Below are 22,428 nucleotides of genomic sequence, written 5' to 3' on the forward strand. Positions count from 1 at the left end.
CGCCCCTCTCAGGATGCGCGGATGATATTGAGCGCCGATGCACTTTCCCCGTGCCCGAGCGCGAGATATTCGTCGGACTGCATCTCCATCAGCCGGCTGACGGTGCGCTCGAACTCGAACCTGCCATCGCCTTCCGGATACAGCGCGTCGGGCTCGGCCGCAGCGCTCGCGATGAGCTTGACCTTGTATTCGTAGAGCGCGTCGATCAGCGTGACGAAGCGCGCTGCCTCGTTGCGGTTCTCCGGGCCAAGCCGCGGGATGGCGACGACGAATACCGTGTGGAAGCGCCGCGCGATCGCCAGATAGTCGGCCGCGCCGCGCGCCTCCGCGCAAAGCCGCTTGAAGGAGAAGACGGCAACGCCCTTCAAGCTCTTGGGGACATGCATCGTGCGGCCGCCGGGCACCGCAATGTCCTCGCTCGGCACATGCGCGGCGTCCTCGGGCGGATAGTCGGTCAGCCGGAAGAAGGCGCTTCTGAGCGCGACCGTCGCCACGGGATCTGCGGGGACGTACCAGGTATCGCAGCCGCCGAGCCGCTCGAGCCGGTAATCGACCGGGCCGTTCAGCGTCAGCACGTCGAGCCGCTGCTCGATCAGGTCGATAAAGGGCAGGAAATGCTCGCGGTTGAGCCCGTCCTTGTAGAGATCCGCGGGCGGCCGGTTGGAGGTGGTGACCACCGTCACGCCATGTTCAAGCAACGCAGTGAACAGCCGCGACAGGATCATCGCGTCCGCACTGTTGTTGACCACCATTTCGTCGAATGCGAGCAGCCGCGCATCGCCCGCAATCGCCTCGGCCACGGGCGGGATAGGATCCCCCGCCTCCTTCTGCCGCTCGACGCGCAGCCGATCGTGCACTTCCATCATGAACTCGTGGAAATGGACGCGGCGCTTGCGCTTGATGTCGAGGCACGAAAAGAACAGGTCCATCAGCATGGACTTGCCGCGCCCCACGCCGCCCCAAATATAGAGCCCCTTGGGCACTTCGGGCCTGGCGCGGGCAAGCCGCCACAGGATCGACCCCTTGCGCGGCGCGGCTTGCAGATCCTGTTGAAGCCGGTTGAGCCTTTCTGCGACCGCGCGCTGCTCGACGTCCTCGCGAAGTTCGCCCGCGCGCAGGAGCGCTTCATATTTCTGAAGGACCGTGATCATCGCCGGACCGACTTGCGGAGCGTGCCGGAAAAGCTGGCGATGCGGTCATCGCCCTGCACAACGAGGCCACGCAGGAAGAGCAGCCGCCCGGTCTCGCGCAAGAGTTCGACGGTCGCGTCGAGGGGTTCGTCGACCCGCCCGGCACCGATGAACTGGGTCGAGAGGTCGAGCGTCACCGCGCTTGCTGCCTCGATCAGCCCGAACATGCGCGACGCCGCGAAGAGCGCCACGTCGATAAACGCGAGCGTGACACCGCCATGGACATTGTTGGCCAGATTGGAATGCTGGTGCCGCGGAAACATCCGCACGCGCGCCTGCCCATCGGGTTCCAGTCGCACGACCAGCTTGCCAAGCGTGGCGTTGAAGCGCGTCGGATCGCTCAGCTGCCAGATCAGCCAGTCCGGATTGTCGGGATCCGGCTGGTGAATGAATGCGGGTGCAGGCTCGTTCGCGCTCAAAGCTGCCGTTCGACCACCATCTTCTTCACCTCGGCGATCGCGCGCGCAGGCGACAGCCCCTTGGGGCAGACATTGGAGCAGTTCATGATCGTGTGGCAGCGATAGAGGCGGAACGGGTCTTCCAGCTCGTCGAGGCGCTCGCCCGTCATCTCGTCGCGACTGTCGGCGAGCCAGCGATAGGCCTGAAGCAGGATCGCCGGGCCGAGGAACTTGTCGCTGTTCCACCAATAGCTCGGGCACGAGGTCGAGCAGCAGGCGCACAGAATGCACTCGTAGAGACCGTCGAGCTTGGCGCGGTCATCGGGGCTCTGAAGTCGTTCCTTTCCCGACGGCGGCGGCGTGACCGTCTGCAGCCAGGGCTTGATCGACGCGTATTGCGCATAGAAATGCGTGAAGTCGGGAACGAGGTCCTTGATGACTTCCATATGCGGCAGCGGCGTGATCTGGACGTCCTTGTTGCAATCCTCGATCGCGTGCGTGCAGGCGAGCGTGTTGCGCCCGTCGATGTTCATCGAGCAGGAGCCGCAGATGCCCTCGCGGCACGAGCGGCGGAAGGTGAGCGAGGGATCCTGCTCATTCTTCATCTTGATGAGCGCGTCGAGCACCATCGGCCCGCAGGTGTCGAGATCGACCTCGAAGGTGTCGTAGCGCGGATTCTCGCCCGAGTCGGGATCGTAGCGATAGACCTTGAACGATTTGACGTTCGTCGCGCCCGCCGGGGCCTTGTTTACCTTGCCCTTCGATTTGATCTTGCTGTTCTTGGGCAGCGTGAATTCGGCCATCTCGCTCAGGTCCTTCGCGTCACAATTGCGGACAGCCGATAGTCAATCGGGGCACAGGATGAAAGACCCTTATGCCTGTCCCAGCCTTTTTGCGAGCAAGCCTTCGGCGATGCGATAGGTGCGCTCGTTGTCGACGTCGATCGCATGGCTGCCATCGGCGAGCACGACACCATCGAACTTCAGCCCGAAGCGCCGCGAAACCCGCTTCATCGCGCCCTTTAGCGAGATCAGCTTGTACTTCATCAGCAGGATGTTGAAGAGCCCGAAAGCATTGATCAGCCGCTTCGGATTCTTGGCGAACTGCCCCCCCTCGCGGAAGATTTCGGCGGCCTTCAGACCCTTCGCCCCGGCGATCCCGTAAAGATTGCAATTGGAATAGCCGTCGTCGCTGAACTCGTAGAAGCGCCGCTGCCCTTCGGGATGCGCGGCGAGCACCCCGCCCCTTGTCGCGAGCGCAGCGGTCACATCCGCACCCTCGGCAAAGGCGCGGCGCATCTCGTTCACCGCAAAGTGCGTCAGCAGCACATTATCAGCGGTCGTGATGACGTAAGGCCCGTCGACGCCCCTGGCGGCGATCAGCACGCTGTCCGCAATGCTCTCCGCCGATGGCACGAACTCGATCTTCACGCCCGAGGACGCATAGCTCTCGACCAGCGGCGTCAGCGCCCCGATCGCGTCGGGCTCGATCGAGATGCGGATCAGCTCCAGTTCGGGCATCGTCGTCAGCGTATCGAGCACGTGCGCGATCAGCGGCTTGCCGCAGATCGGGACAAGGCATTTGTGGCTGACGCCATGCTCGACGGCGAGCGGGTTTTCCTGCCCCGCGCGCTGTGCAGCGAGGATCAGGACGGTGAACGCGCCGTAGCTCAAGCGATCGCGTCCCGATCGATCAGGCCGTGGCGCGCCAGGCTTTCGCACAGGATCGTCTCGATCAGCTGCTCCTGCGTCAGCCCCGCGAGCACCGCCGAACGGCCATAGACCTTCTGCGACCAGAGGTTGCAGTTGAGGTTGACCTCGAGCATCTGCACCTCGCCCTTTTCCTCGTCGAGGCGGAATTCATAGCGGCCATAGTCGAAGGGACGGAACACCTCGACCATCTTGCGCGTCAGCGCGTCGATCTTCGGCGCCCACTCCTTGTCCTCGAACGCGAACAGCTCATATTTCTGCGTGCGGTCCACGAGATCGCGCTTTTCCCAATAGGTGCGCAGATGCGTGGGATCGGCCTGGCGGAACATCATCATCGGCATGACGACGGGCTCGCCGTTCACGGTGATGACGGGCACCTCGACATCGCTGCCATTGAGGAAGGGCTCGACGATCGCGTCATGACCCTGATCGTGGATTCCCTCGACCGCAGCCTTTACCCCGGCCCAGTCGCCCGCGTCGCCCACGCCCCAGCTCGCCGAGGACGCATTGGGCTTGATCACCATGCGCTCGGCCATCGGGCAATCGGCCTCGCGCACGGGCGCACCGCGACGATAGATCGCCCAGGGCGCGGTCGGGATGCCGCGCGACTTCGCCTCGAGCTTGGTGAGGTGCTTGTCGTCGGACAAGCCCCGCAGGATCGGCGATGCACCCAGATAGGGAATGCCCAGCCGCGTGCAGAGCAACGGCAGCATCATCTCCGAATTGAGGAAGCCGCCGCGGTTGAGCAGCGGAAAGACGAAGTCGACGCCCGGATTCTCGAACAGCGCCTCATATTTGTTGGCGAGAACGAGGTTGATGCCCAGCCCCTCGAGGATCGTCCGCACCTCATGATGATAAACGGCGTGGTTGCCGTCCTCGGGATGCAGCGTGCCATCGCCCAGCGCGTGCTTGGCGATGAACATGATCTTGAGGCGGTCCTTGGCTTCCTGCGGAATGCGGAGCGGCTTGATGGGCTGAGTCACGTGAGAACCTTCGCAATATGTCGATCCGGCGCTGGGCTTGCCCTGTCCGGCGCGGCGCATATAGGGAATAAACGATCGAAGCGCCAACGAGCCTTTTTTTCGCCGCAATGGAGGCGTCAAGATGCGCCCAAAATCCGCGTGACCCCCAAGGATTGACCGATTTTATGAAACTGACAGCCACCGCGATCGACGCGCAGGCTTTCGCCGACGCCGCCGCTGAACTGCTCACTCAGGGCGGTGACGCCCGCATCATTCGCGAACCCGCAACGGGCCTCAACCAGTATTTTTCGCAATCGCGTCCATCGAGCGTGATCGCCTATGCTTCGTCGACCGCCAACGACATCTCGGCGCCCGCCTTCGATCATGTCTGCCGGCGTATCGCCGAGATCGCACCCGATCTGACGCTTTCGCCCGCAGGCTATACCGAGGCGCTTGAGGGCCTGCGCGGACGCATTCGCGATTCATACAGTCTCGCCGACGATGTGGAGATCGTTTTCTCGCCCTCGGGCACCGATCTTGAATATGTCGGCCTCGCGCTTGCCAAGGAAAAGGCGCCGGGCGGCATTCGCAACATCCTGCTCGGCGCGGACGAGGTGGGCAGCGGCTGCATCTATTCGGCGCGCGGCCAGTATTTCGCGAAGCAGACCGCACGCGACATCGCGGTCGCACCGGGTGAACCGGTCGGCGGGCGAATCCCCGAAAAGATCGAACTGACCAATGTTCCCGTGCGCGACGATCTTGGTGCGGCGTGGCGCCCCGAGTCGGTGGCCGAGGAAGTCGACCGCCAGGTGATCGAGGCGCGCGGCGCGGATCGACACACCGTCGTCCATGTCGTGCACGGCTCCAAGACCGGGCTCGTCCTCCCCTCGCTCGAGCATATCGACGCGCTGAAGGCGAAGCATGGCGATGCCGTCAGCTTCATCGTCGATGCCTGCCAGGCGCGGATCACGACACAGGCGATCCACGATTATCTGGCGCGCGGCTGCACCGTGCTGCTGACGGGTTCCAAGTTCATGGGTGGTCCGCCTTTCAGCGGCTTCGCGCTCGTCCCGCGCGCCGCGGTCGAAGCAGCGGCGCTGATGCCGATCGCCTTCTGCAAGATCTTCCGCCGCGGCGAATGGCCCGACAACTGGCCCGATGTCGACCTGCTCCCGCGCGAGTCCAATCTCGGCCTGCTGCTCCGCCTCGAAGCCTCGGTCTTCGAGCTCGAGCGCTTTCAGGCACTGAGCATCGAACGCGTCGAACGCGTCGTGCTCGCCTTCCACGCCGCAGTGCGCAAGGCGATGGTCGAACGCCTCGGCGGCCGGCGCATAGCGCCCTATGCTCCCGGCGAACGCGCCGAAGGAGACGCGCACCCGATCGAGATGCGTACGCTCTCGACGATCGACATTTCGCGCATGCCCGGCCAGCCCGATTTCGATGACGCCAGGCGCATTCACCGCGCGCTCGTCGATCACGGCGTCCGGCTCGGCCAGCCCGTCAAATGCGTCCGCCTCCCCGATGGCCGCTGGGGCGGCACGCTGCGCGTCGGCCTCTCGATGCCGCAGGTGACCGCCTTCGACGCGCTCGACGACGCCGCGCTCGAGGCGCAGTTCGAACGCGACATGACCGCTGTCGCCGAGGCTCTGGAGAAGGTTGTCACCGCCTAGGCTGCCAGCCGCACACGCTCGGCGCGGATCAGCCCTTGGCGCTCCATGCTGTGCGCGACGATCGTCTCGACCAGCTCGGCATGGCTGACGCCCAGCGACCGTGCCGAACGGCTGATCGTCTTCTTCGACCAGAGGTTGCACGACAGGTTCACTTCCATGAAGCGAACCTCGTCCGTCGCCGGATCATGGCGAAATTCGAAGCGGCCATAGTCGAAAGGCCAGAGTTCGGGCAGCATCGCGCGCACGTACATCTCCAGCCGCGCGACAAGCGCGCGATCACCGATCGGTTCGAGCGGATCGTCGCCCGTTTCCACCAGATTGCGCTTTTCCTCATAGGAGCGCACGTCGCCCGGGCGGTCCACGGGGTAATAGCCGAATGGCGGAAGCAGCCATGGCCCGTCGGCGCCGACCACGGGCACCGCGATGTCGATCAGCGGCGCATAGGGCTCGATAATCACATCATGGCCGGACGCAAGGATATCCTCGGCATGCGCGCGCGCCTCTGGCCAGTCGTCGATGATCTTCACCCCCCAGCTCGCCGAGCTGGCATTGGGCTTCACGACAAGCCGCCTCCAGACGAAATCGGGTTCTGGCACCGCTCCCTGCCCCTGTCGCACGATACTCCAGGGCGTCACAGGCACGCCACGCCGCTCTGCGACGATCTTCATCAGATGCTTGTCGTCGGAAAGCCCGCGCAGGATCGGCGCCGCGCCCAGGAAGGACAGGCCGTGGCGCTGCAGAAGCAGCGGCCCCAGCATCTCGCTGTTCACGAAACCGCCGCGGTTGAGCAGCGTCACCACGAAATCGGCATCGGGTCGGTCGAACAGGGCTTCATAGGCGTTGGCGGGCGTCACATGCAGCCCGATCTCGTGCAATGTCGTCAGCATTTCATGATGATAGACCGCGTGCGTGCCGTCGATCGCATCGGGCGCGCCGCCCGAAAGCGCGTGCTTGGCGAGGAACATGACCTTGAGACGCGCCTTGTCGACCGGCGCGATCCGAAGCGTATTGGGATGGGGCATTGGGACACCTTGGGAGGGAAGTTCTGTTTTGTATAGTAATTCAGTAGACAAATGCAACGCCGCATCCGTTGACAAGCGGTGCGTCCGCGTCGATCACCGCGCCATGCCGCCCTCCACCGCTCCCACGCGATGACCGCTTCGACTCCCGAACCCGTTACCAGCCGCGACTTCGCGCGCGGGCTCGGCACCACCCTCCTCGCGCGGCTCGGCGGCGTGATCGATGTCGTTTCGCAGCCCGTCTATGTCTGGCTGTTCGGGCTGGCGGGTTACGGCATCTATGCGGTGCTCTGGGCGGCAGTGAACCTGACAGAGAACATCGCCGATCTGGGCATGACCTCATCGCTGCAAAGGGTCGTGCCGCAGGCAAGGGACGAACGTGAAGCCGTCGCCGCATTGCGCTCGGCGCTGCTCATCGGCGTGGTGCCGTGCCTTGTCATCGCCGCCGTGGTTTCATTTCTGGCACCACAGGTCGCACCGCTGTTCAACGCCGCGCCGCGCGATCAGGCGATGCTCGTCGAGGCCGTGCGCCTCTTCGCCTGGGCGCTGCCGCTCTGGGCTTTTGTCGAGATCGCTACCTCGGGGCTCCGCGCGCGCCGCGTCTTCGGGGCCGAAATCCGCCTTCGCGTCTTCTGGGAACAGATCATGCGCCTGATCCTTGCCGCATCATTCTATGCGGCGGGCCTCGGCATCATGGCGCTTTTCGTCGCGCACCTGATCTCGCTCGCGCTGATCTGCCTGCTCAGTGTCCGGCTGCTTGCGGGCCGGTACGATCTGCGTCTGCTGCTGCACGGTCCGCTGATCGATCCGGTCTTTTTCGAGACCTTTCGCGCAGGGCTCGCCATCCTTCCCGCGAACGCTGTCGCGCGACTGTTCGGCGATGCTCCGGCGATCCTGCTCAACGCGCTCATCCCCGGCACTGCGGGCGCCACTTCGGCGGCGCTCTACACGATCGCGCGCAAGGTCTCGAGCGTCGTGCAGCTCGTCCGCACCGCCTTTGCCTATGTCCTCGCGCCGCTCGCCTCGGCAGCGGCGCGCGGCGGCAAGGCGGAGGTCCAGCCGCTTTATGCCTTTGCCACGCGCCTTGCCTTCGCGATCGTGGTGCCGCTCGGCTTCGTGCTGGCGGCGGGCGGCGAAGCAATCCTCGGAGTGTTCGGGCGCGGTGCCGATGCCGCGCACATCGCGCTCGTCGTGCTCATCCTCGCGCGCATGGCCGAGGCGGTGTTCGGTTCGGCCGTCCCCGTCCAGCAGGTGATCGGCGGCTATCGCCAGCAGGTGGTCGCCAGCGCGATCGGGCTCAGCGCCGCCGCGCTGGTCGGCGCGTCGCTGGTCGAGCGCTACGGCCTGACGGGGATGGCGCTCGCGACCAGCACGGGCTTCATCATCGCCGCGATCATCCCGCTTTTCCAGCTCCACCGCTATGACGACGTACACCCCTTCGCCCAGCCCTTTGCGCGCATGGCGACGCTGACGGTGCTGATCTCGCTTCCGGGGCTGGTGCTAGCCATCCCCGCGGCCAAGCTTCAGCCCGATATCGTGCAGCTCCCGCTGGTCGTGCTGATCGCTGTCGCGTCGATCTGGGCGGTTTGCCGCTTCGCGCTGCCCCATGCCGACCGCGCCGCGCTCGGCAAGACCGGACGCAAGCTGCGCCTGACCTGAGAGGAGATCGCATGCGGCTCAAGGATTGCCACAATATCGACGACTTCCGCCGCCTCGCGAAACGCCGGCTGCCCGGCCCCGTCTTCCACTATATCGACGGCGCCGCCGACGATGAGGTGACGTACCGCCGCAACACCCAAGCCTATGCAAGCTGCGACCTCGTCCCAAACGTGCTCGCGGGCGTCGAGACCGTGGACATGTCGACCACCGTCATGGGCCGCAGGATCGCGATGCCGCTCTTCCTCTCGCCGACGGCGCTGCAGCGGCTATTCCACTGGCAGGGCGAGCGCGCGGTCGGCCGCGCCGCCGAGAAGTTCGGCACCTACTTCGGCATTTCCTCGCTCGCCACGGTGAGCATCGAGGAGATCGGACGGACCATCTCCACGCCCAGGATGCTCCAGCTCTATGTCCACAAGGACAAGGGGCTGAACCATGCAATGATCGCGAGAGCCAAGGACGCGAAGTTCGACGCGCTGACGCTGACCGTCGACACCATTGTGGGCGGTAATCGCGAGCGCTGCCTGCGTACGGGGTTCACCTCGCCGCCGCGCCTTACCCCGCATTCTGCGCTGAGTTTCGCGACGCATCCGCGCTGGACGCTCGACTATCTCTTCCGCGAGAAGTTCGAACTCTCCAACCTCAAGGATCATGTGACCGAGGGCACCAATGTCGCGCTTTCGGTCGCCGACTATTTCAACACCATGCTCGACCAGTCGATGGACTGGAAGATGGCCGAGAGCATCCGCGCAGAATGGGGCGGCGAATTCTGCCTGAAGGGCATCATGTCGGTGGAAGACGCGAAGCGCGCCGCGGACATCGGCGCGACCGCGATCATGGTTTCAAACCATGGCGGGCGCCAGCTCGACGGCAGCCGCGCGCCCTTTGACCAGCTCGCCGAGATTGTCGACGCGGTCGGCGACCGGCTCGATGTCATCTGCGACGGCGGCATCCGGCGAGGATCGCATGTGCTGAAGGCGCTGAGCGTTGGGGCAAAAGCTTGCTCGGGGGGCAGGCTCTATCTCTACGCACTCGCCGCCGCTGGCCAACCCGGCGTCGAACGCGCGCTGGGGCGCCTGAAGGACGAGATCGAGCGCGACATGAAACTGATGGGAGTCCGGTCGGCATCAGAACTGTCGCGGGGCAACCTGCGTTGGCGATGAATTCGTCGAACTAAGGGCAACGCCGTGCGCTGTGCCAGTAGCCGCCGCTCGGTGCGACCGGGGCCTGCCGGAACTTCTCAGGCACCGCACTGTGTTCGAGCGACGCTTCGGTGAAGAGATCATCGCGCGGAAGCCTGCTCTCGACAGCCAACGGCTCCGACTGCAGGCAATTGGCCACATGGTCGTGCCGCGAGAAATACTCCGAAGCGATCAGGACTCCCTTTGTATCGACCACATAATATCGCGTATTGACGGCATCGATCAGCCGGATGGTTTCGAGAGGGCCGAAACGGCTGTCTGCCTGACCAACCCACTCAAGCGCCCGCAGTTCGATATTTGAATTGATACCGCAGGCGGCCTTGGCGACCCATTCCTCGCTCCAGCGATCCCCGCTGGCGACATCATAGATGGTACCATCTCCCGTGAGGCAGTTCGCCACCAATCTTGCAGCCGGGGTCTCAACCCGGTGCAGGGCGCCATCATGGAACTCCGCCGCCCATTCGCTGCGAATATTGCCCTCGGGATCCTGAACCCAGTTCCAGCTATACAGCGCATAGGTGGCGGTTGTCGTCTTGGTCCGCTCGAACACCGCCAGCGCACGTGCATCTATCTGCTTTTCAGACTTTTGCGCATTGGCGGCGGTGCCCGCCAGGGCAAGACACGCTGCCGCCAACCGCAACAACCTCAATACACGCGCGCCTTCGGCTTGATGTAGTCGACCTCATCGGTCAGCGTGAAATCGTGCACGGGACGATAGTCGAGCGACACCTTGCCGCCCTTGCCGCCCCAGCCTTCGAACCAGCTGACGGTGTGCTTCATCCAGTTCTTGTCGTCGCGCTCGGGGAAATCCTCGTGCGCGTGCGCGCCGCGGCTTTCCTTGCGGTTGTTGGCGCTCTCCATCGTGCAGACCGCCTGCGACATCAGGTTGTCGAGCTCGAGCGTTTCCACGAGGTCGGTATTCCAGATCAGCGAGCGGTCGGTGACGCCGACATCGGCCAGCCGCTTGTTGACCGACTGCATCTGCTGGACGCCTTCGGCGAGCAGAGCGGAGTCGCGGAACACCGCGGCGTGCTTCTGCATCGTCTGCTGCATTTCGAGACGGATCTGCGCGGTTGGCGAGCCGCCTTTGGCGTTGCGGAAATGGTCGATGCGCGCGACCGCGAGATCCGCCGAATCCTTGGGCAGCGCCTTGTGGGCCGTACCGGGCTTGATCGATTCCTTGAGGTGCAGGCCGGTTGCGCGGCCGAACACGACAAGGTCGATGAGCGAGTTGGAGCCGAGGCGGTTCGCGCCGTGGACCGACACGCATGCCGCCTCGCCCACCGCGTAAAGGCCGGGCACGATCACTTCGGGATCGTCGCCCACCTTGGTGACGACCTGGCCGTGATAGTTACAGGGGATGCCGCCCATATTGTAGTGCACCGTCGGGCATACGGGGAGCGGCTGGCGCGTCAGGTCGACGCCCGCGAAGATCTTGCCGCTTTCGGTGATGCCGGGCAGGCGCTCGGCCAGCACCTTGGGATCGATATGATCGAGGTGCAGGTAGATATGGTCCTTGTTGGGACCGACGCCGCGCCCCTCGCGCATCTCCATCGCCATCGAGCGCGAGACGACGTCGCGCGAGGCAAGGTCCTTGGCCGAGGGCGCGTAGCGCTCCATGAAGCGCTCACCCTCGGAGTTGGTGAGATAGCCGCCCTCGCCGCGCGCGCCCTCGGTGATGAGCACGCCCGCACCGTAGATGCCGGTCGGGTGGAACTGGACGAACTCCAGATCCTGCAGCGGAAGGCCCGCGCGCAGCACCATGCCGCCTCCATCGCCCGTGCAGGTATGCGCCGAAGTCGCCGAGAAATAGGCGCGGCCATAGCCGCCCGTCGCGAGCACGACCGCGTGGCTGCGGAAGCGATGGAGCGTGCCATCCTCCATGCACAGCGCGATAACGCCCCGGCACGCGCCATTCTCCATGATGAGATCGATCGCGAAATATTCGATGAAGAAGTCGGCGTCGTATTTCAGGCTCTGCTGGTAGAGCGCGTGCAGCATCGCGTGGCCGGTACGGTCGGCGGCGGCGCAGGTGCGCTGGACCGGCGGGCCGTCGCCCATGTTCTGCATATGGCCGCCAAAGGGACGCTGATAGATCGTGCCGTCCTGGTTGCGGCTGAACGGCACGCCCGCGTGCTCGAGTTCGTAGACCGCGGCGGGCGCCTCGCGCACCATATATTCGATCGCGTCCTGGTCGCCCAGCCAGTCCGACCCCTTGACGGTGTCGTACATGTGCCAGGTCCAGTGATCGGGGCTGTTGTTGCCAAGGCTGGCGGCGATACCACCCTGCGCCGCCACGGTGTGGCTGCGCGTGGGAAACACCTTGGTGATGCATGCGGTCTTCAGGCCGGCTTCGGCCGATCCCATCGTCGCGCGCAGACCCGAACCGCCGGCGCCGACGACGACGGTGTCATAGGTGTGGTCGATGATCTTGTACGATGCGTCAGCCATCAGCCGGCAGCTCCCGTGAAGGCGATCTTTGCGATCGAGAACAGCGCAAGCGCAGCGGCGCCGACCGCGTAGAAGTTGATTGCGATGAGGCTCAGCAGCTTGAGCCCTTCATCATGGACATAGTCTTCCATCATCACCTGCATGCCGAGCTTCAGGTGCCAGAAGATGCTGACGACCATCAGCATCATCGGGACGGCGACGATCGGATGCGAAAGCCAGGCAACGACAGCGCCATGATCGAGCGAACCAAGGCTGATGAGCGAGAAGAGCAGCCAAAGCACGAGCACGAGGTTGCCGGCGGCGGTGAGGCGCTGGCGCAGCCAGTGCTGCGAACCATGTCTGGCCGAACCGAGGCCGCGGACGCGGCCGATTCCCGTTCCCGTACCCATCAGAGCGCCTTCCAGAAGATGAGGAGCCAGACAATGGCGGTCGCAACGGGTGCGGCCGCGAAGATGAAGAGCGACCAGGTCTTGTTCGTTCTGAGCTCGTAGCCCGCGCCCGTATCGAGGACGAGGTGGCGCAAGCCGCCGAAGAGGTGCTGAAAGAAGAACCAGGTCAGCCCGATGCCCACCAGCTTGCCGAACCAGCTCGTCGCGCACGCCATGAAGCTGGCGTAGGCCTCCGGCCCGCTCGCGGCGGCAACGAGCCACCACACCAGCCCCATCGCGCCGACGGTGGCAAGGCCGTTGCCGGTGACGCGGTGGAAGATCGAGGCGGCCATGGCCGGGCCCCATTTCCAGATCGTCAGATGCGGCGAAAGCGGGCGGGCCCTCTCGCTTGTCATGATACTCACCCCTCATGAATTTGGGCCTCCCCTTAAGACAACCGCGCGCGGATGCAAACAGGCAATGCTGTCGTCGGGGCGATCAGGCCTCGACCTCGATCGTTTCAGGCCAATTCGGCCGATCAGCCTCTAAACAGGCTTTTAACCATTTCCGCTTACTGGATTTGACTGGCTCGAACGGGCGGGACCAGGAATCGAAGCGGAGCAACACGTGACCGACAATATCAGGAGTGCAGCGCAGGCCGACAATGCGACACCGTTTTCGGTGACGATCGACATTGCCCAACGCCTCGCGATCTTCGACGTCGACGGCACGCTCGCCACGGTTTCACGCGATCTCTGGGCGATCCTCGAGGACGACGCCTACGCCATTTCAAAGGCCTATTGGGATCACTGGCGCATCTGCTTCCCCAATGAACGCACCTGGTCCGCTGCCGATTTTGACCGGATGATCGAGATCGGCTGTACCTTCCTGCGCGATCGTTTCTGCAACACGCAGCAGATGGCATGGATCGAGTCGGTCGAACGATCGGTCATCCAGGCGTATAAGGCCAATATCCAGCCCACCACCTTGCGCGCGATGATCATCGCCAGCGATCGCGCTGCGCTCGAGATTCTGATCCGAAAGCTGCCGCACGACGATCCGCGCCTGTTCAGCATGATCGACGCGCTGCTTCGGCTTTCGGCGCTGGAGGGCGACATCACCGGCTCGCTCTTCAGCTGTTACATGGAAGCCGCCAATGAGCGCGACCGTGCGCGCATGGCCGACGAGTTCCGTTCCAAGATCGGCGCCTCGCTCGAAACCGTTTCGCGCGGGAGCGAGGACCTGCGCGTCCAGACGGGCAAGGTCGCGTCGAGCGCGCGGGGGATGCACGGGAAGACGTCGGAAGTCGCGGCTGCAGCCGAGCAGTCGGCGGTCGCGATGCGCGAAGCCGCACAGACCGCCGCCGGGCTGATCCGCGCGATCGAGGACGCACGCTCCGAAGTCGAGATCGCCGCCGATGTCGCCACCCGCGCCTCCGAACAGGCGGGCGAGGCCGTCGCCATCTCCGCCATGCTCTCGCAGCATGCCCAGTCGATCGAATCGATCCTCGGCCTCATCCGCGACATTGCCGGCCAGACCAACCTGCTGGCGCTCAATGCCACCATCGAGGCCGCGCGCGCGGGCGATGCCGGCCGCGGCTTCGCGGTCGTCGCACAGGAAGTGAAGTCGCTCGCTTCGCAGACCGCACGCGCCACCGACGACATCGCCGCCAAGATCGAGGCGATCCAGTCCGCCACGCGCACCACCGTCGACACCAACGCCTCGATCCGTGACACCGTCGCCGAGGTCCAGTCCTCCGCCCAGCGCATCCGCCAGGCAATGGAGGTCCAGGCCCAGACCGTCACCATGATCACCGCCGCCGTCGACGAAACCGCCCTCGCCGCCGACTCCATGTCCTCAACCATCGCCGCCATCCGCGCCGATACCGAAAACGTGGCGTCCGAAATCGATCATGCGGGCACCGGCTTCGGCAATCTCGACGCGCAGCTTGGCCAGCTTCGGGCCAGCGCAAACAGCTTCGTCGCCAGTGTGGCAGGCGCAAGGCGCTAGCCCGCCGCCAATAATAGTAAGCAGGAGAGACGGGTATGGAAGGCCAGGGCAAAAGCCAGCCTCGCTACGAACGAGCCATCGAAATCCAGGTGGCATTGGCAGACCGGTTGCCGGATTTCGATCGCGAGCACTCGCTCGCGCGCGATTGCCGTGAGATCTGGTCGCTGATCGAGGGGCGTGAGCGTGATATCGCGAACTGTTTCTGGGATCATTATGGCGTTGCAAGCACCGTCGTCGACCGGCTGTCGACGCAGCAGCGCGCCAAGATGCTCGAATTCAGCACGGCCTATGTCCGCACCAAATATTCCAGCCCGATGGCACAGCAATGGGCGGATATGGCGCGCGACAACGCCTGGGCGTCGCAAGAGGCGAAGGTTCCTCTCAGGACCGTGCTCGCCGCGCTTGCGACCTCGCATCAATATACGCTCGCGCTGGTCGCCGACGCGGTCGGGGACGATTGCGCGCGCATGACGCGGCTCAGCGGCGCGATCATGCAGATGTCGCTGATCGAGGCCGAACTCATGTCATGCTACGTCCATGAACGTCGCACGCTCGAGGCGAGCCGGCAGCGCTCGCAGGACGCCGAAGTTTTCAGTTCGCAGATTGCGGCAGCGGTCACCGAAGTCTCGGCGCGTGGCGCAGGGCTTCGCGAGCAGGCCATCAGCGCGGTCGAAGGCGCGCGCGGGATGCACGGCAAGACGTCGGAGGTCGCGGCTGCGGCCGAGCAGTCGGCGGTTGCGATGCGCGAAGCCGCGCAGACCGCCGCCGGGCTGATCCGCGCGATCGAGGACGCACGCTCCGAAGTCGAGATCGCCGCCGATGTCGCCACCCGCGCCTCCGAACAGGCGGGCGAGGCCGTCGCCATCTCCGCCATGCTCTCGCAGCATGCCCAGTCGATCGAATCGATCCTCGGCCTCATCCGCGACATTGCCGGCCAGACCAACCTGCTGGCGCTCAATGCCACCATCGAGGCCGCGCGCGCGGGCGATGCCGGCCGCGGCTTCGCGGTCGTCGCACAGGAAGTGAAGTCGCTCGCTTCGCAGACCGCACGCGCCACCGACGACATCGCCGCCAAGATCGAGGCGATCCAGTCCGCCACGCGCACCACCGTCGACACCAACGCCTCGATCCGTGACACCGTCGCCGAGGTCCAGTCCTCCGCCCAGCGCATCCGCCAGGCCATGGAGGTCCAGGCCCAGACCGTCACCATGATCACCGCCGCCGTCGACGAAACCGCCCTCGCCGCGGACTCCATGTCCTCAACCATCGCCGCCATCCGCGCCGATACCGAAAACGTGGCGGCGGAAATGGAGAGCATCCGCCAGGGATTCTCCGAAGCGGACAGCAGTTTCGGCAATCTTCGCCAGGGTGCTTCGGAATTCCTGCGCAAGATCGCGGCCTGACCCTTCTTCATTTGGGATTCATCGCCCGCCTGTTCTAAGGGGCGGGGATGACCCTTCCAGTTCACATTCTCGTCACCGGCAGCAGCCGCGGCATCGGCGCTGCCATCGTCGATCGGCTGACGGGCGACGCCACGCGCGTCGTCGGCCATTCGAGCACGACCGCGTCGGATGCGATGATCGCCTGCGACCTTGCCGTCCCCGACACCGCGCCCGATCTCTGGCAAGCCGCGCTTGACCGCCTCGACGGGCGCATTGACGTTCTCGTCAACAATGCCGGAATCTTCGAGGCGTCGCCGCTCGAGGCCGATCATGAGGACTGGGTCTCGGCCTGGGAACGCACGATGCAGGTCAATCTCACCGCCGCCGCCGAACTCTGCCGTCTTGCAGTATTGCATTTTCGTGGGAACGGCGGCGGCCGCATCGTCAATATCGCCAGCCGCGCCGCCTATCGCGGCGACAGTCCCGCGCACTGGCACTATGCCGCGTCGAAGGCAGGCATGATCGGCATGACCAAGTCGATCGCGCGCGGCTATGCCGCCGAGGGAATCTACGCCTTTGCGGTCTGCCCCGGCTTCACGATGACGGGCATGGCGGAGGAATATCTGGAAACGCGTGGCGGAGGCGCATTGCTCGCCGACATTCCGCTGGGCCGCGTCGCGGATCCCGTGGAGATCGCCGAGGCAACGCGCTTCCTTGCGCTCGATGCCCCGCCCTCGATGACGGGTGCGGTGCTCGACATCAACGGAGCCTCCTATGTCCGATAGCTGGAAACTCACGCTGCCCTGCACTGCGCAGGAAGCCCGGATATTGGAGGAAGACATCGGCCCGCTCGCCGAGCTCGATCCCCTGCCCGTGCTGATGACGAGCGAGCCCGATCCGACACAGCCGGACAAATGGCAGCTCGACGCCTATTTCGAAGACGAGCCCGACGAGATCACGATCGCGCTGATAAGGGCGCTGGTGCCGAGTGCGGCCAATGCCGCCCCGATAATCGCGAAGGTCGAGCAGCAGGATTGGGTCACGCTCAGCCAGGCGGGGCTGGAGCCGGTCCGCGCGGGGCGGTTCTTCGTCCACACCTCGACCAATGCGGATGATATCCCCGAAGGCTCCAAACCTTTCCTGATCGAAGCGGGCCTCGCCTTCGGGACCGGGCAGCATGAAACCACGACGGGCTGCCTGATGATGCTCGACCGCCTGAAGCGCGAGGGCAATGTCTATCGCGACCTGATCGACCTCGGCACGGGCACCGGGCTGCTCGCCTTCGCGGCGATGCACCTGTGGCCGCGCGCCTTTGCGACCGCGACCGACATAGACCCGATTTCGATCGACGTGACGCGCGAAAATGCCGAAGTGAACGACATTGCGCTCGGGACGCGCGAGGGACATCTCGCGCTCGTCGTCGCGCCGGGCATGGATCACCGCACGATCCAGCGCCGGGCGCCCTATGATCTCATCATCGCGAATATTCTGGCGGGCCCGCTGATCGAGATGGCGCCGTCGATCGCAGCCGGCCTCGACGAAGGCGGTACGCTGATTCTCGCCGGCTTGCTCGACAGCCAGGCGCACCGCGTCGCCACCGCCTATCGCCGCCAGGGCCTGCGCCTAGCCGGCCGGATAGACCGCGGCGAATGGCCGACGCTGATGCTGAGAAAGCGCCGGCGCTTCGGCTGAGTCACAGGGCGTTCAGCGCGCTGCGCGGCTCAGGGCATAATCCTGCGTGCCGTGGGTGATCACATCGTCCTCGGGAAGGATGTCGGCGATCGCGATATCGGGCAGCCCCCTCAGTTCCGCATAGAGCGGCGCGAAATCGGTCTCGACCGTCGTGCGCAGCAGCGTCTCGAAATCGGGAATGACGAAGTAGTTCTGCTGATAATCATCGATCCGGTAATCGGTGCGCATGACGCGCTTCAGATCGAAACGGATCCGGTTGGGGCTGGGATCGTCCAGCGCGAAGATGCTCTCGCCATGGCTCGATACGATGCCTGAGCCATAGATTCGCAGCCCTTCAGGCTCCTCGATCAGCCCGAATTCGACGGTGTACCAGTAGAGTCGCGCGAGTTGCTTGAGCGAGCCATGCTCGAGCGCGCGCTGCCCCCCCTGGCCGTAAGCGACCATGTAATCGGCGAAAACCGGATCCGCGAGCATCGGCACATGGCCGAACACGTCGTGAAAGACGTCAGGCTCCTGAATATAGTCGAGCTGGTCGGGGCGGCGGATGAAATTGCCGGCCACAAAGCGGCGATTGGCGAGGTGATCGAAAAACACGTCGTCAGGCACCAGTCCCGGCACCGCGACCACCTGCCAGCCCGTCAGCTTCATCAGCCGTTCGGACAGTTCCTCGAAATCGGGGATGCCCGGCTTCGACAGTCGCAATACGTCAATCCCGCGCAACCACGCTTCCGATGCACGCCCCGGCAATTGTTTCGCCTGTCGCGCAAACAGCGTGTCCCACACGCCATGTTCCGCGGCGCTATAGGCCTGCCAGTCCTGCGGGATCGTCCAATCGGCACCGGCCCCTTCGGGTGGCCGCTCGAGCACATGAGATTCGGTTTCCATTGCAACAAAATAGCACAGCGCGCCGCGAGGGCGAAATCGCTGTGCGCGTTGGTGGATATTTGCGCGGGATGGCGCGTATAATCGCGCGATCAAGGAGATTGCCGATGCTTCGTCCGCTGCTCGCCGCCGCTTTCGTCATCGCCCTTCCCGCCGCCGCGCTCGCGCATCATGGCTGGAGTTCCTATGACGACAAGAAGGTCATCAAGATCACCGCACCGCTGCAGTCTCTCAACTGGGGCAATCCGCATGGCAGCGCAAAGGTGGTCTACCAGAAGCGCACCTGGGACGTGATCCTCGCTCCGGTTTCGCGCATGGAGGCGCGCGGCCTTACCAAGGAGATGCTGGCTCCGAACAAGAAGGTGACGCTCGAGGGCTATCCGCGCAGCGACGGCACGGCCGAGATGCGGATCGAACGGATCACGGCTGGCGGAAAGACGGTCGAGCTGCGCTGACGCCGTGGAAGCGCTCGTCCAGCTGGCGACCGGGCTCCAGCAATCGGATTTCGGCGGCTGGGCGCGCGGTTCGGCATGGGCCTATCCCGCCGCGAACCTCATCCATCTGCTCGGCCTTGTCCTGATCCTCGGCGGCACCGCACTGCTCGACCTGCGCATCATCGGGATTTTCCGCGCATTGCCCGTCGCCGCGCTGTCTCGGGCCGTCCTCCCGCTCGCCTTGGCGGGGCTGGCGCTGATGATGGCGAGCGGCGCGGTGCTCTTTGCAGCCGACGCAGAATCGCTCGCAAGGTCGCCGTTGCTGCGATGGAAGCTCATGCTGATCCTCATCGCGCTCATCAACGCGCTGGCCTTCCGGCTGCTATGGAATCGTGCGGCGAGCGCCTGGGATACCGTGCCAGCGCCCCAAGCAGCGCGGGCGATGGCGCTTGCCTCGCTCATGCTCTGGCTCGGGATCGCCTCAGCGGGCCGGTTGATCGCCTATAGCTGATCGTCCTCGACGCCCTGCGCCTCAAGCCAGCGGATCAGTTCGTCGAACGCGATCGGCTTGATGAACGAAAGCCCGGCCATGCCGCCCTGCGACCAGCGCACGATACCCTTGACGGGGTGCATCCCCTCGATCGTGATCACGGCATCCTCGCCGACCTTCAAAGGCTCGTCGAGCTCGACCTTGATGCCGCCCTGCGAGAGATCGCGCACCGCGACCTCATGACGCACGTCACCCACCTTGATCCGCGCGCGCCCTTCCACCTCGATGCGCGGAGGGCGCGACTTGCGGCCATCGGGCGCCGTGCGATGCGTCAGGATGTCGCTAACCTCGACTTCGCCCTCGAAGCGCACGCCGACGCGCCCCTCTTCGACCCAGACGACCTCCCCCGAAAGCCGCTCGTCGGATTTGAGTTCGATCTCGACCCGGTCGCCCATCTGATGCTGCGCATAGACATGCGCCATCAACCCGCCCGTCGAAATGTTGCGGATCAGGCAGAGCTCCTGCGTCTTGCCCGTCACCAGCTTGCCGACACGCAGGATCGTCATGAAACGCTGCGCGCCGCGCCGATCGGCGGCATTTTCGTTGTTCGCGGATTCGCCCAGAATGTCTACGTTACGCATGGGTTTGTGGCCGTCCCTTACCCGAAATGAACAACCGATCGCCATGCGCCCCCGGCATCACAGCGTTCGTCCCCACATAACGACCATGCCGTGCGGCAGTTAAAATGGCGTGAAGGATAGTCCGGCTATTCTGCGGCGGCCTTCACGATCCCGGCCCAGCCCGCCTCGTCAATCACGCGGACGCCCAGTTCGCTCGCCTTTTTGAGCTTGGATCCCGCACCCGGCCCCGCGACCACCAAATCGGTCTTCGCCGACACCGAGCCCGACACCTTGGCGCCAAGCGATTCGGCCTGCGCCTTGGCCTCGTCGCGGCTCATGGTCTCGAGGCTGCCCGTGAACACGACCGTCTTGCCGCTGACCTCGGATGCGCGCGTCTCATGGATCACGGCCTGGATGTCCATCTGCTCGAGCAGGTCGGCGAGAACCTGCCGGTTATGCTCCTCGGCAAAGAAATCGGTGAGCGCCATCGCCACTTCGGGCCCGACCCCCGGCGTCTCGACGATCGCCGCCATTTCCTTGCCGACGCGCTGGCGGAACTTGTCGTCGCTCTCGCCCACCGCAGGAACAAGTTCGGCGCGTCGCGCGAGGGCGGCGTCGATCATCGCCTGCAGCGCCGACATCGTCGAATAGCGCCGCGCAAGATCGCGCGCGGTCACCTGCCCGACATGGCGGATACCGAGCGCGAACAGGACGCGGTCGAGCGGCGAGGCGCGCTTCAGGTCGATCGCGGCGATCAGATTGTCGACCGAGGTCACCGCCCAGCGTTCGCGTCCGATCAGGTCTTCGCGCTTCAGGTGCAGACGAAAGATGTCCGCGGGCGATTCGATCAGCCCGTCCTGGAAAAAGGCGACGATGCTCGTCTCTCCCAGCCCCTCGATGTCGAGCGCCTGGCGGCTGACGAAATGCCTGAGCCTTTCGACGCGCTGCGCGGGACAGATCAGTCCGCCGGTGCAGCGGATATCGACCTCGCCCTCCTCGCGCACGGCGTCCGAACCGCATTCGGGGCAGATGTCGGGAAAGACGAAGGCGGGGCGTTCCTCGCCCTTCGTCAGCACCTCCACAATCTGCGGGATCACGTCCCCCGCACGCTGGACGACGACGCGGTCGCCCGGCCGCGCGCCCAGCCGCTCGATCTCGTCGGCATTGTGCAGCGTGGCGTTGGTGACGATCACACCGCCGACGCCCACGGGCTCGAGCCGTGCCACCGGAGTCAGCTTGCCCGTACGCCCGACCTGGATGTCGATCGCGCGCAGGATCGTCTGCGCCCGTTCGGCGGGGAATTTGTGCGCGAGCCCCCAGCGCGGCGCCTTGGCGACGAAACCAAGGCGCTGCTGCCAGTCGAGCCGATCGACCTTGTAGACGACGCCGTCGATGTCATAGGGCAGTTCAGCGCGCAGCCCTTCGATCTTGTGGTAATGCGCGAGTGCCCCTTCGATCAGGTCGCAACGGACCAGCAGGTCGCTGACGGGCAGGCCCCAGCTTTCGATTGCCTTCATGACGCCAAGCTGCGTGTCGGCAGGCAGCGCCGAGGTCTCGCCCCAGCCATGCGCCCAGAAACGCAGCGGGCGCGAGGCGGTGACCGTCGGATCCTTCTGGCGCAGCGAGCCGGCGGCAGCGTTGCGCGGATTGGCGAACTGCCGCGCCCTGGCGGGATCGTCGGCCTCGGCAAGCAGCCGCGCATTGAGCGCGGCAAAATCGTCCTTGGCCATATAGACCTCGCCGCGCACCTCGAACACTTGCGGAACGTCGCCCGTCAGTCGCTCCGGGATATCGGCGATCGTCCGCACATTGGCGGTCACGTCCTCGCCCACCTGACCGTCGCCACGCGTCGCCGCGAGCACCAGCACGCCCTTTTCATAGCGCAGCGAACAGGAGAGCCCGTCGATCTTGGGTTCCGCGGTAAAGGCGACACGGTCCTCTGCGCCCAGCGCAAGGAAACGCCGTATGCGCACGACGAATTCGAGCACATCCGACTCCGCGAACGCATTGTCGAGGCTGAACATCTGCCGCGCATGCGGGACCTTGCCGAGATGCTCGGCCGGTGCGGCACCCACCTGACGGCTCGGCGAATCCGCGCGGATCAGATGCGGAAACGCCGCCTCGATCGCGGCATTGCGCTGCACGAGCGCATCATAGGCGGCGTCCGAAATCTCGGGCGCATCGTCGGTGTGATACAGCCTGTTGTGATAGGCGATCTCGGCGGCGAGGCGCTCAAGTTCGGCGGCGGCATCCTGGTCATTACGGGGCAGTGGCACAGACATGGTCGACGGGT

Annotated in this window: 22 protein-coding genes; 9 read left to right on the forward strand and 13 right to left on the reverse strand. The window is 64.9% G+C overall.

The genetic code is table 11. The annotated features are described in order from the left end of the window. Positions 1–8: 8 nt before the first annotated feature. From zapE to MKI88_RS12245, 5 genes are all read right to left on the reverse strand, one after another. Entirely contained in the window at positions 9–1,151 is a 1,143-nt protein-coding gene (gene zapE, locus MKI88_RS12225) for a cell division protein ZapE (RefSeq protein WP_241631664.1), read from the reverse strand. Continuing rightward, the gene (locus MKI88_RS12230) at positions 1,148–1,609 is read right to left on the reverse strand and encodes a PaaI family thioesterase (protein ID WP_241631665.1); all 462 of its coding nucleotides are present in this window, start codon (positions 1,607–1,609) and stop codon (positions 1,148–1,150) included. The genes zapE and MKI88_RS12230 overlap by 4 nt, the downstream gene beginning before the upstream one ends. Beyond that, entirely contained in the window at positions 1,606–2,391 is a 786-nt protein-coding gene (locus MKI88_RS12235; protein ID WP_241631666.1) for a succinate dehydrogenase iron-sulfur subunit, read from the reverse strand. The genes MKI88_RS12230 and MKI88_RS12235 overlap by 4 nt, the downstream gene beginning before the upstream one ends. Before the next feature lie 69 nt (positions 2,392–2,460). Next, positions 2,461–3,261, reverse strand: a complete 801-nt coding sequence (locus MKI88_RS12240) for an NTP transferase domain-containing protein (RefSeq protein WP_241631667.1) — start codon at positions 3,259–3,261, stop codon at positions 2,461–2,463. After that, complete coding sequence (locus MKI88_RS12245) at positions 3,258–4,280, reverse strand: phosphoribosylglycinamide synthetase (RefSeq protein ID WP_241631668.1); 1,023 nt, start codon at positions 4,278–4,280, stop codon at positions 3,258–3,260. The genes MKI88_RS12240 and MKI88_RS12245 overlap by 4 nt, the downstream gene beginning before the upstream one ends. Positions 4,281–4,444: 164 nt before the next feature. On the opposite strand from MKI88_RS12245, the gene MKI88_RS12250 reads away from it, so the two are divergent. Next, complete coding sequence (locus MKI88_RS12250; protein WP_241631669.1) at positions 4,445–5,929, forward strand: hypothetical protein; 1,485 nt, start codon at positions 4,445–4,447, stop codon at positions 5,927–5,929. Here MKI88_RS12250 and MKI88_RS12255 read toward each other — a convergent pair. Beyond that, on the reverse strand, positions 5,926–6,951 hold the full coding sequence (locus MKI88_RS12255) for a phosphoribosylglycinamide synthetase (RefSeq protein WP_241631670.1): 1,026 nt from the start codon (positions 6,949–6,951) through the stop codon (positions 5,926–5,928). The two genes, MKI88_RS12250 and MKI88_RS12255, sit on opposite strands and share 4 nt — an antisense overlap. 129 nt (positions 6,952–7,080) lie before the next feature. Between MKI88_RS12255 and MKI88_RS12260 the strand changes: the two genes are divergently transcribed. Then, complete coding sequence (locus MKI88_RS12260; RefSeq protein WP_241631671.1) at positions 7,081–8,607, forward strand: lipopolysaccharide biosynthesis protein; 1,527 nt, start codon at positions 7,081–7,083, stop codon at positions 8,605–8,607. An 11-nt stretch (positions 8,608–8,618) separates the two neighbouring features. Then, positions 8,619–9,767, forward strand: coding sequence for an alpha-hydroxy acid oxidase (locus tag MKI88_RS12265; RefSeq protein WP_241631672.1), 1,149 nt, complete (start codon positions 8,619–8,621; stop codon positions 9,765–9,767). 10 nt (positions 9,768–9,777) lie between these two features. Here MKI88_RS12265 and MKI88_RS12270 read toward each other — a convergent pair whose 3' ends face one another. The 4 genes from MKI88_RS12270 to sdhC are packed head-to-tail and all read right to left on the reverse strand — an operon-like array spanning position 9,778 to position 13,041. Next, positions 9,778–10,455, reverse strand: coding sequence for a hypothetical protein (locus MKI88_RS12270; protein ID WP_241631673.1), 678 nt, complete (start codon positions 10,453–10,455; stop codon positions 9,778–9,780). Beyond that, positions 10,452–12,257 carry a succinate dehydrogenase flavoprotein subunit gene (gene sdhA, locus MKI88_RS12275; RefSeq protein WP_241631674.1) on the reverse strand — a complete coding sequence of 602 codons (1,806 nt, stop codon included), beginning with the start codon at positions 12,255–12,257 and terminating at the stop codon, positions 10,452–10,454. Before sdhA ends, MKI88_RS12270 begins: the two co-directional genes overlap by 4 nt. Further along, positions 12,257–12,646: a succinate dehydrogenase, hydrophobic membrane anchor protein gene (gene sdhD / locus MKI88_RS12280; RefSeq protein ID WP_241631675.1), complete on the reverse strand. Its 390-nt coding sequence runs from the start codon at positions 12,644–12,646 to the stop codon at positions 12,257–12,259. The genes sdhA and sdhD overlap by 1 nt, the downstream gene beginning before the upstream one ends. Further along, entirely contained in the window at positions 12,646–13,041 is a 396-nt protein-coding gene (sdhC, locus tag MKI88_RS12285) for a succinate dehydrogenase, cytochrome b556 subunit (RefSeq protein WP_281063739.1), read from the reverse strand. The genes sdhD and sdhC overlap by 1 nt, the downstream gene beginning before the upstream one ends. 211 nt (positions 13,042–13,252) lie before the next feature. On the opposite strand from sdhC, the gene MKI88_RS12290 reads away from it, so the two are divergent. From MKI88_RS12290 to MKI88_RS12305, 4 genes are read left to right on the forward strand one after another with little or no spacing between them, the layout of a single operon-like run. Beyond that, positions 13,253–14,635, forward strand: coding sequence for a methyl-accepting chemotaxis protein (locus MKI88_RS12290; RefSeq protein WP_241631676.1), 1,383 nt, complete (start codon positions 13,253–13,255; stop codon positions 14,633–14,635). A gap of 35 nt (positions 14,636–14,670) precedes the next feature. Then, positions 14,671–16,038, forward strand: a complete 1,368-nt coding sequence (locus tag MKI88_RS12295; RefSeq protein WP_241631677.1) for a methyl-accepting chemotaxis protein — start codon at positions 14,671–14,673, stop codon at positions 16,036–16,038. 47 nt (positions 16,039–16,085) lie between these two features. Continuing rightward, on the forward strand, positions 16,086–16,802 hold the full coding sequence (locus MKI88_RS12300; RefSeq protein WP_241631678.1) for an SDR family NAD(P)-dependent oxidoreductase: 717 nt from the start codon (positions 16,086–16,088) through the stop codon (positions 16,800–16,802). Further along, entirely contained in the window at positions 16,792–17,709 is a 918-nt protein-coding gene (locus MKI88_RS12305) for a 50S ribosomal protein L11 methyltransferase (RefSeq protein ID WP_241631679.1), read from the forward strand. Before MKI88_RS12300 ends, MKI88_RS12305 begins: the two co-directional genes overlap by 11 nt. 12 nt (positions 17,710–17,721) lie before the next feature. Here the strand turns inward: MKI88_RS12305 and phhA are convergent, their stop codons facing one another. Further along, complete coding sequence (gene phhA / locus MKI88_RS12310; RefSeq protein WP_241631680.1) at positions 17,722–18,594, reverse strand: phenylalanine 4-monooxygenase; 873 nt, start codon at positions 18,592–18,594, stop codon at positions 17,722–17,724. 104 nt (positions 18,595–18,698) lie between these two features. On the opposite strand from phhA, the gene MKI88_RS12315 reads away from it, so the two are divergent. Together MKI88_RS12315 and MKI88_RS12320 are read left to right on the forward strand one after the other, a co-directional pair. Next, the gene (locus MKI88_RS12315) at positions 18,699–19,046 is read left to right on the forward strand and encodes a DUF6152 family protein (RefSeq protein WP_241631681.1); all 348 of its coding nucleotides are present in this window, start codon (positions 18,699–18,701) and stop codon (positions 19,044–19,046) included. Positions 19,047–19,050: 4 nt separating this feature from the next. Continuing rightward, positions 19,051–19,536 carry a hypothetical protein gene (locus tag MKI88_RS12320; protein ID WP_241631682.1) on the forward strand — a complete coding sequence of 162 codons (486 nt, stop codon included), beginning with the start codon at positions 19,051–19,053 and terminating at the stop codon, positions 19,534–19,536. On the opposite strand, the gene MKI88_RS12325 is transcribed toward MKI88_RS12320, so the two are convergent. Next, positions 19,527–20,156 (reverse strand): PilZ domain-containing protein, encoded by a 630-nt coding sequence (locus MKI88_RS12325; protein WP_241631683.1) that lies wholly within the window; start codon positions 20,154–20,156, stop codon positions 19,527–19,529. The two genes, MKI88_RS12320 and MKI88_RS12325, sit on opposite strands and share 10 nt — an antisense overlap. 125 nt (positions 20,157–20,281) lie before the next feature. Then, entirely contained in the window at positions 20,282–22,417 is a 2,136-nt protein-coding gene (gene ligA / locus MKI88_RS12330; protein ID WP_241631684.1) for an NAD-dependent DNA ligase LigA, read from the reverse strand. Positions 22,418–22,428 lie beyond the last annotated feature (11 nt).

Origin of the sequence: Sphingomonas sp. LaA6.9, assembly GCF_022601895.1 — a bacterium.
GTDB lineage: Bacteria > Pseudomonadota > Alphaproteobacteria > Sphingomonadales > Sphingomonadaceae > Sphingobium_A.

Bases quoted from the DNA above. Each gene is read 5' to 3' on its own strand.
- zapE (WP_241631664.1), bottom strand. From the start codon at position 1,151: ATGATCACGGTCCTTCAGAAATATGAAGCGCTCCTGCGCGCGGGCGAA.
- MKI88_RS12235 (WP_241631666.1), bottom strand. From the start codon at position 2,391: ATGGCCGAATTCACGCTGCCCAAGAACAGCAAGATCAAATCGAAGGGC.
- MKI88_RS12250 (WP_241631669.1), top strand. From the start codon at position 4,445: ATGAAACTGACAGCCACCGCGATCGACGCGCAGGCTTTCGCCGACGCC.
- MKI88_RS12255 (WP_241631670.1), bottom strand. From the start codon at position 6,951: ATGCCCCATCCCAATACGCTTCGGATCGCGCCGGTCGACAAGGCGCGT.
- MKI88_RS12260 (WP_241631671.1), top strand. From the start codon at position 7,081: ATGACCGCTTCGACTCCCGAACCCGTTACCAGCCGCGACTTCGCGCGC.
- MKI88_RS12265 (WP_241631672.1), top strand. From the start codon at position 8,619: ATGCGGCTCAAGGATTGCCACAATATCGACGACTTCCGCCGCCTCGCG.
- sdhA (WP_241631674.1), bottom strand. From the start codon at position 12,257: ATGGCTGACGCATCGTACAAGATCATCGACCACACCTATGACACCGTC.
- sdhD (WP_241631675.1), bottom strand. From the start codon at position 12,646: ATGGGTACGGGAACGGGAATCGGCCGCGTCCGCGGCCTCGGTTCGGCC.
- sdhC (WP_281063739.1), bottom strand. From the start codon at position 13,041: ATGACAAGCGAGAGGGCCCGCCCGCTTTCGCCGCATCTGACGATCTGG.
- MKI88_RS12295 (WP_241631677.1), top strand. From the start codon at position 14,671: ATGGAAGGCCAGGGCAAAAGCCAGCCTCGCTACGAACGAGCCATCGAA.
- MKI88_RS12300 (WP_241631678.1), top strand. From the start codon at position 16,086: ATGACCCTTCCAGTTCACATTCTCGTCACCGGCAGCAGCCGCGGCATC.
- MKI88_RS12305 (WP_241631679.1), top strand. From the start codon at position 16,792: ATGTCCGATAGCTGGAAACTCACGCTGCCCTGCACTGCGCAGGAAGCC.
- phhA (WP_241631680.1), bottom strand. From the start codon at position 18,594: ATGGAAACCGAATCTCATGTGCTCGAGCGGCCACCCGAAGGGGCCGGT.
- MKI88_RS12315 (WP_241631681.1), top strand. From the start codon at position 18,699: ATGCTTCGTCCGCTGCTCGCCGCCGCTTTCGTCATCGCCCTTCCCGCC.
- MKI88_RS12325 (WP_241631683.1), bottom strand. From the start codon at position 20,156: ATGCGTAACGTAGACATTCTGGGCGAATCCGCGAACAACGAAAATGCC.
- ligA (WP_241631684.1), bottom strand. From the start codon at position 22,417: ATGTCTGTGCCACTGCCCCGTAATGACCAGGATGCCGCCGCCGAACTT.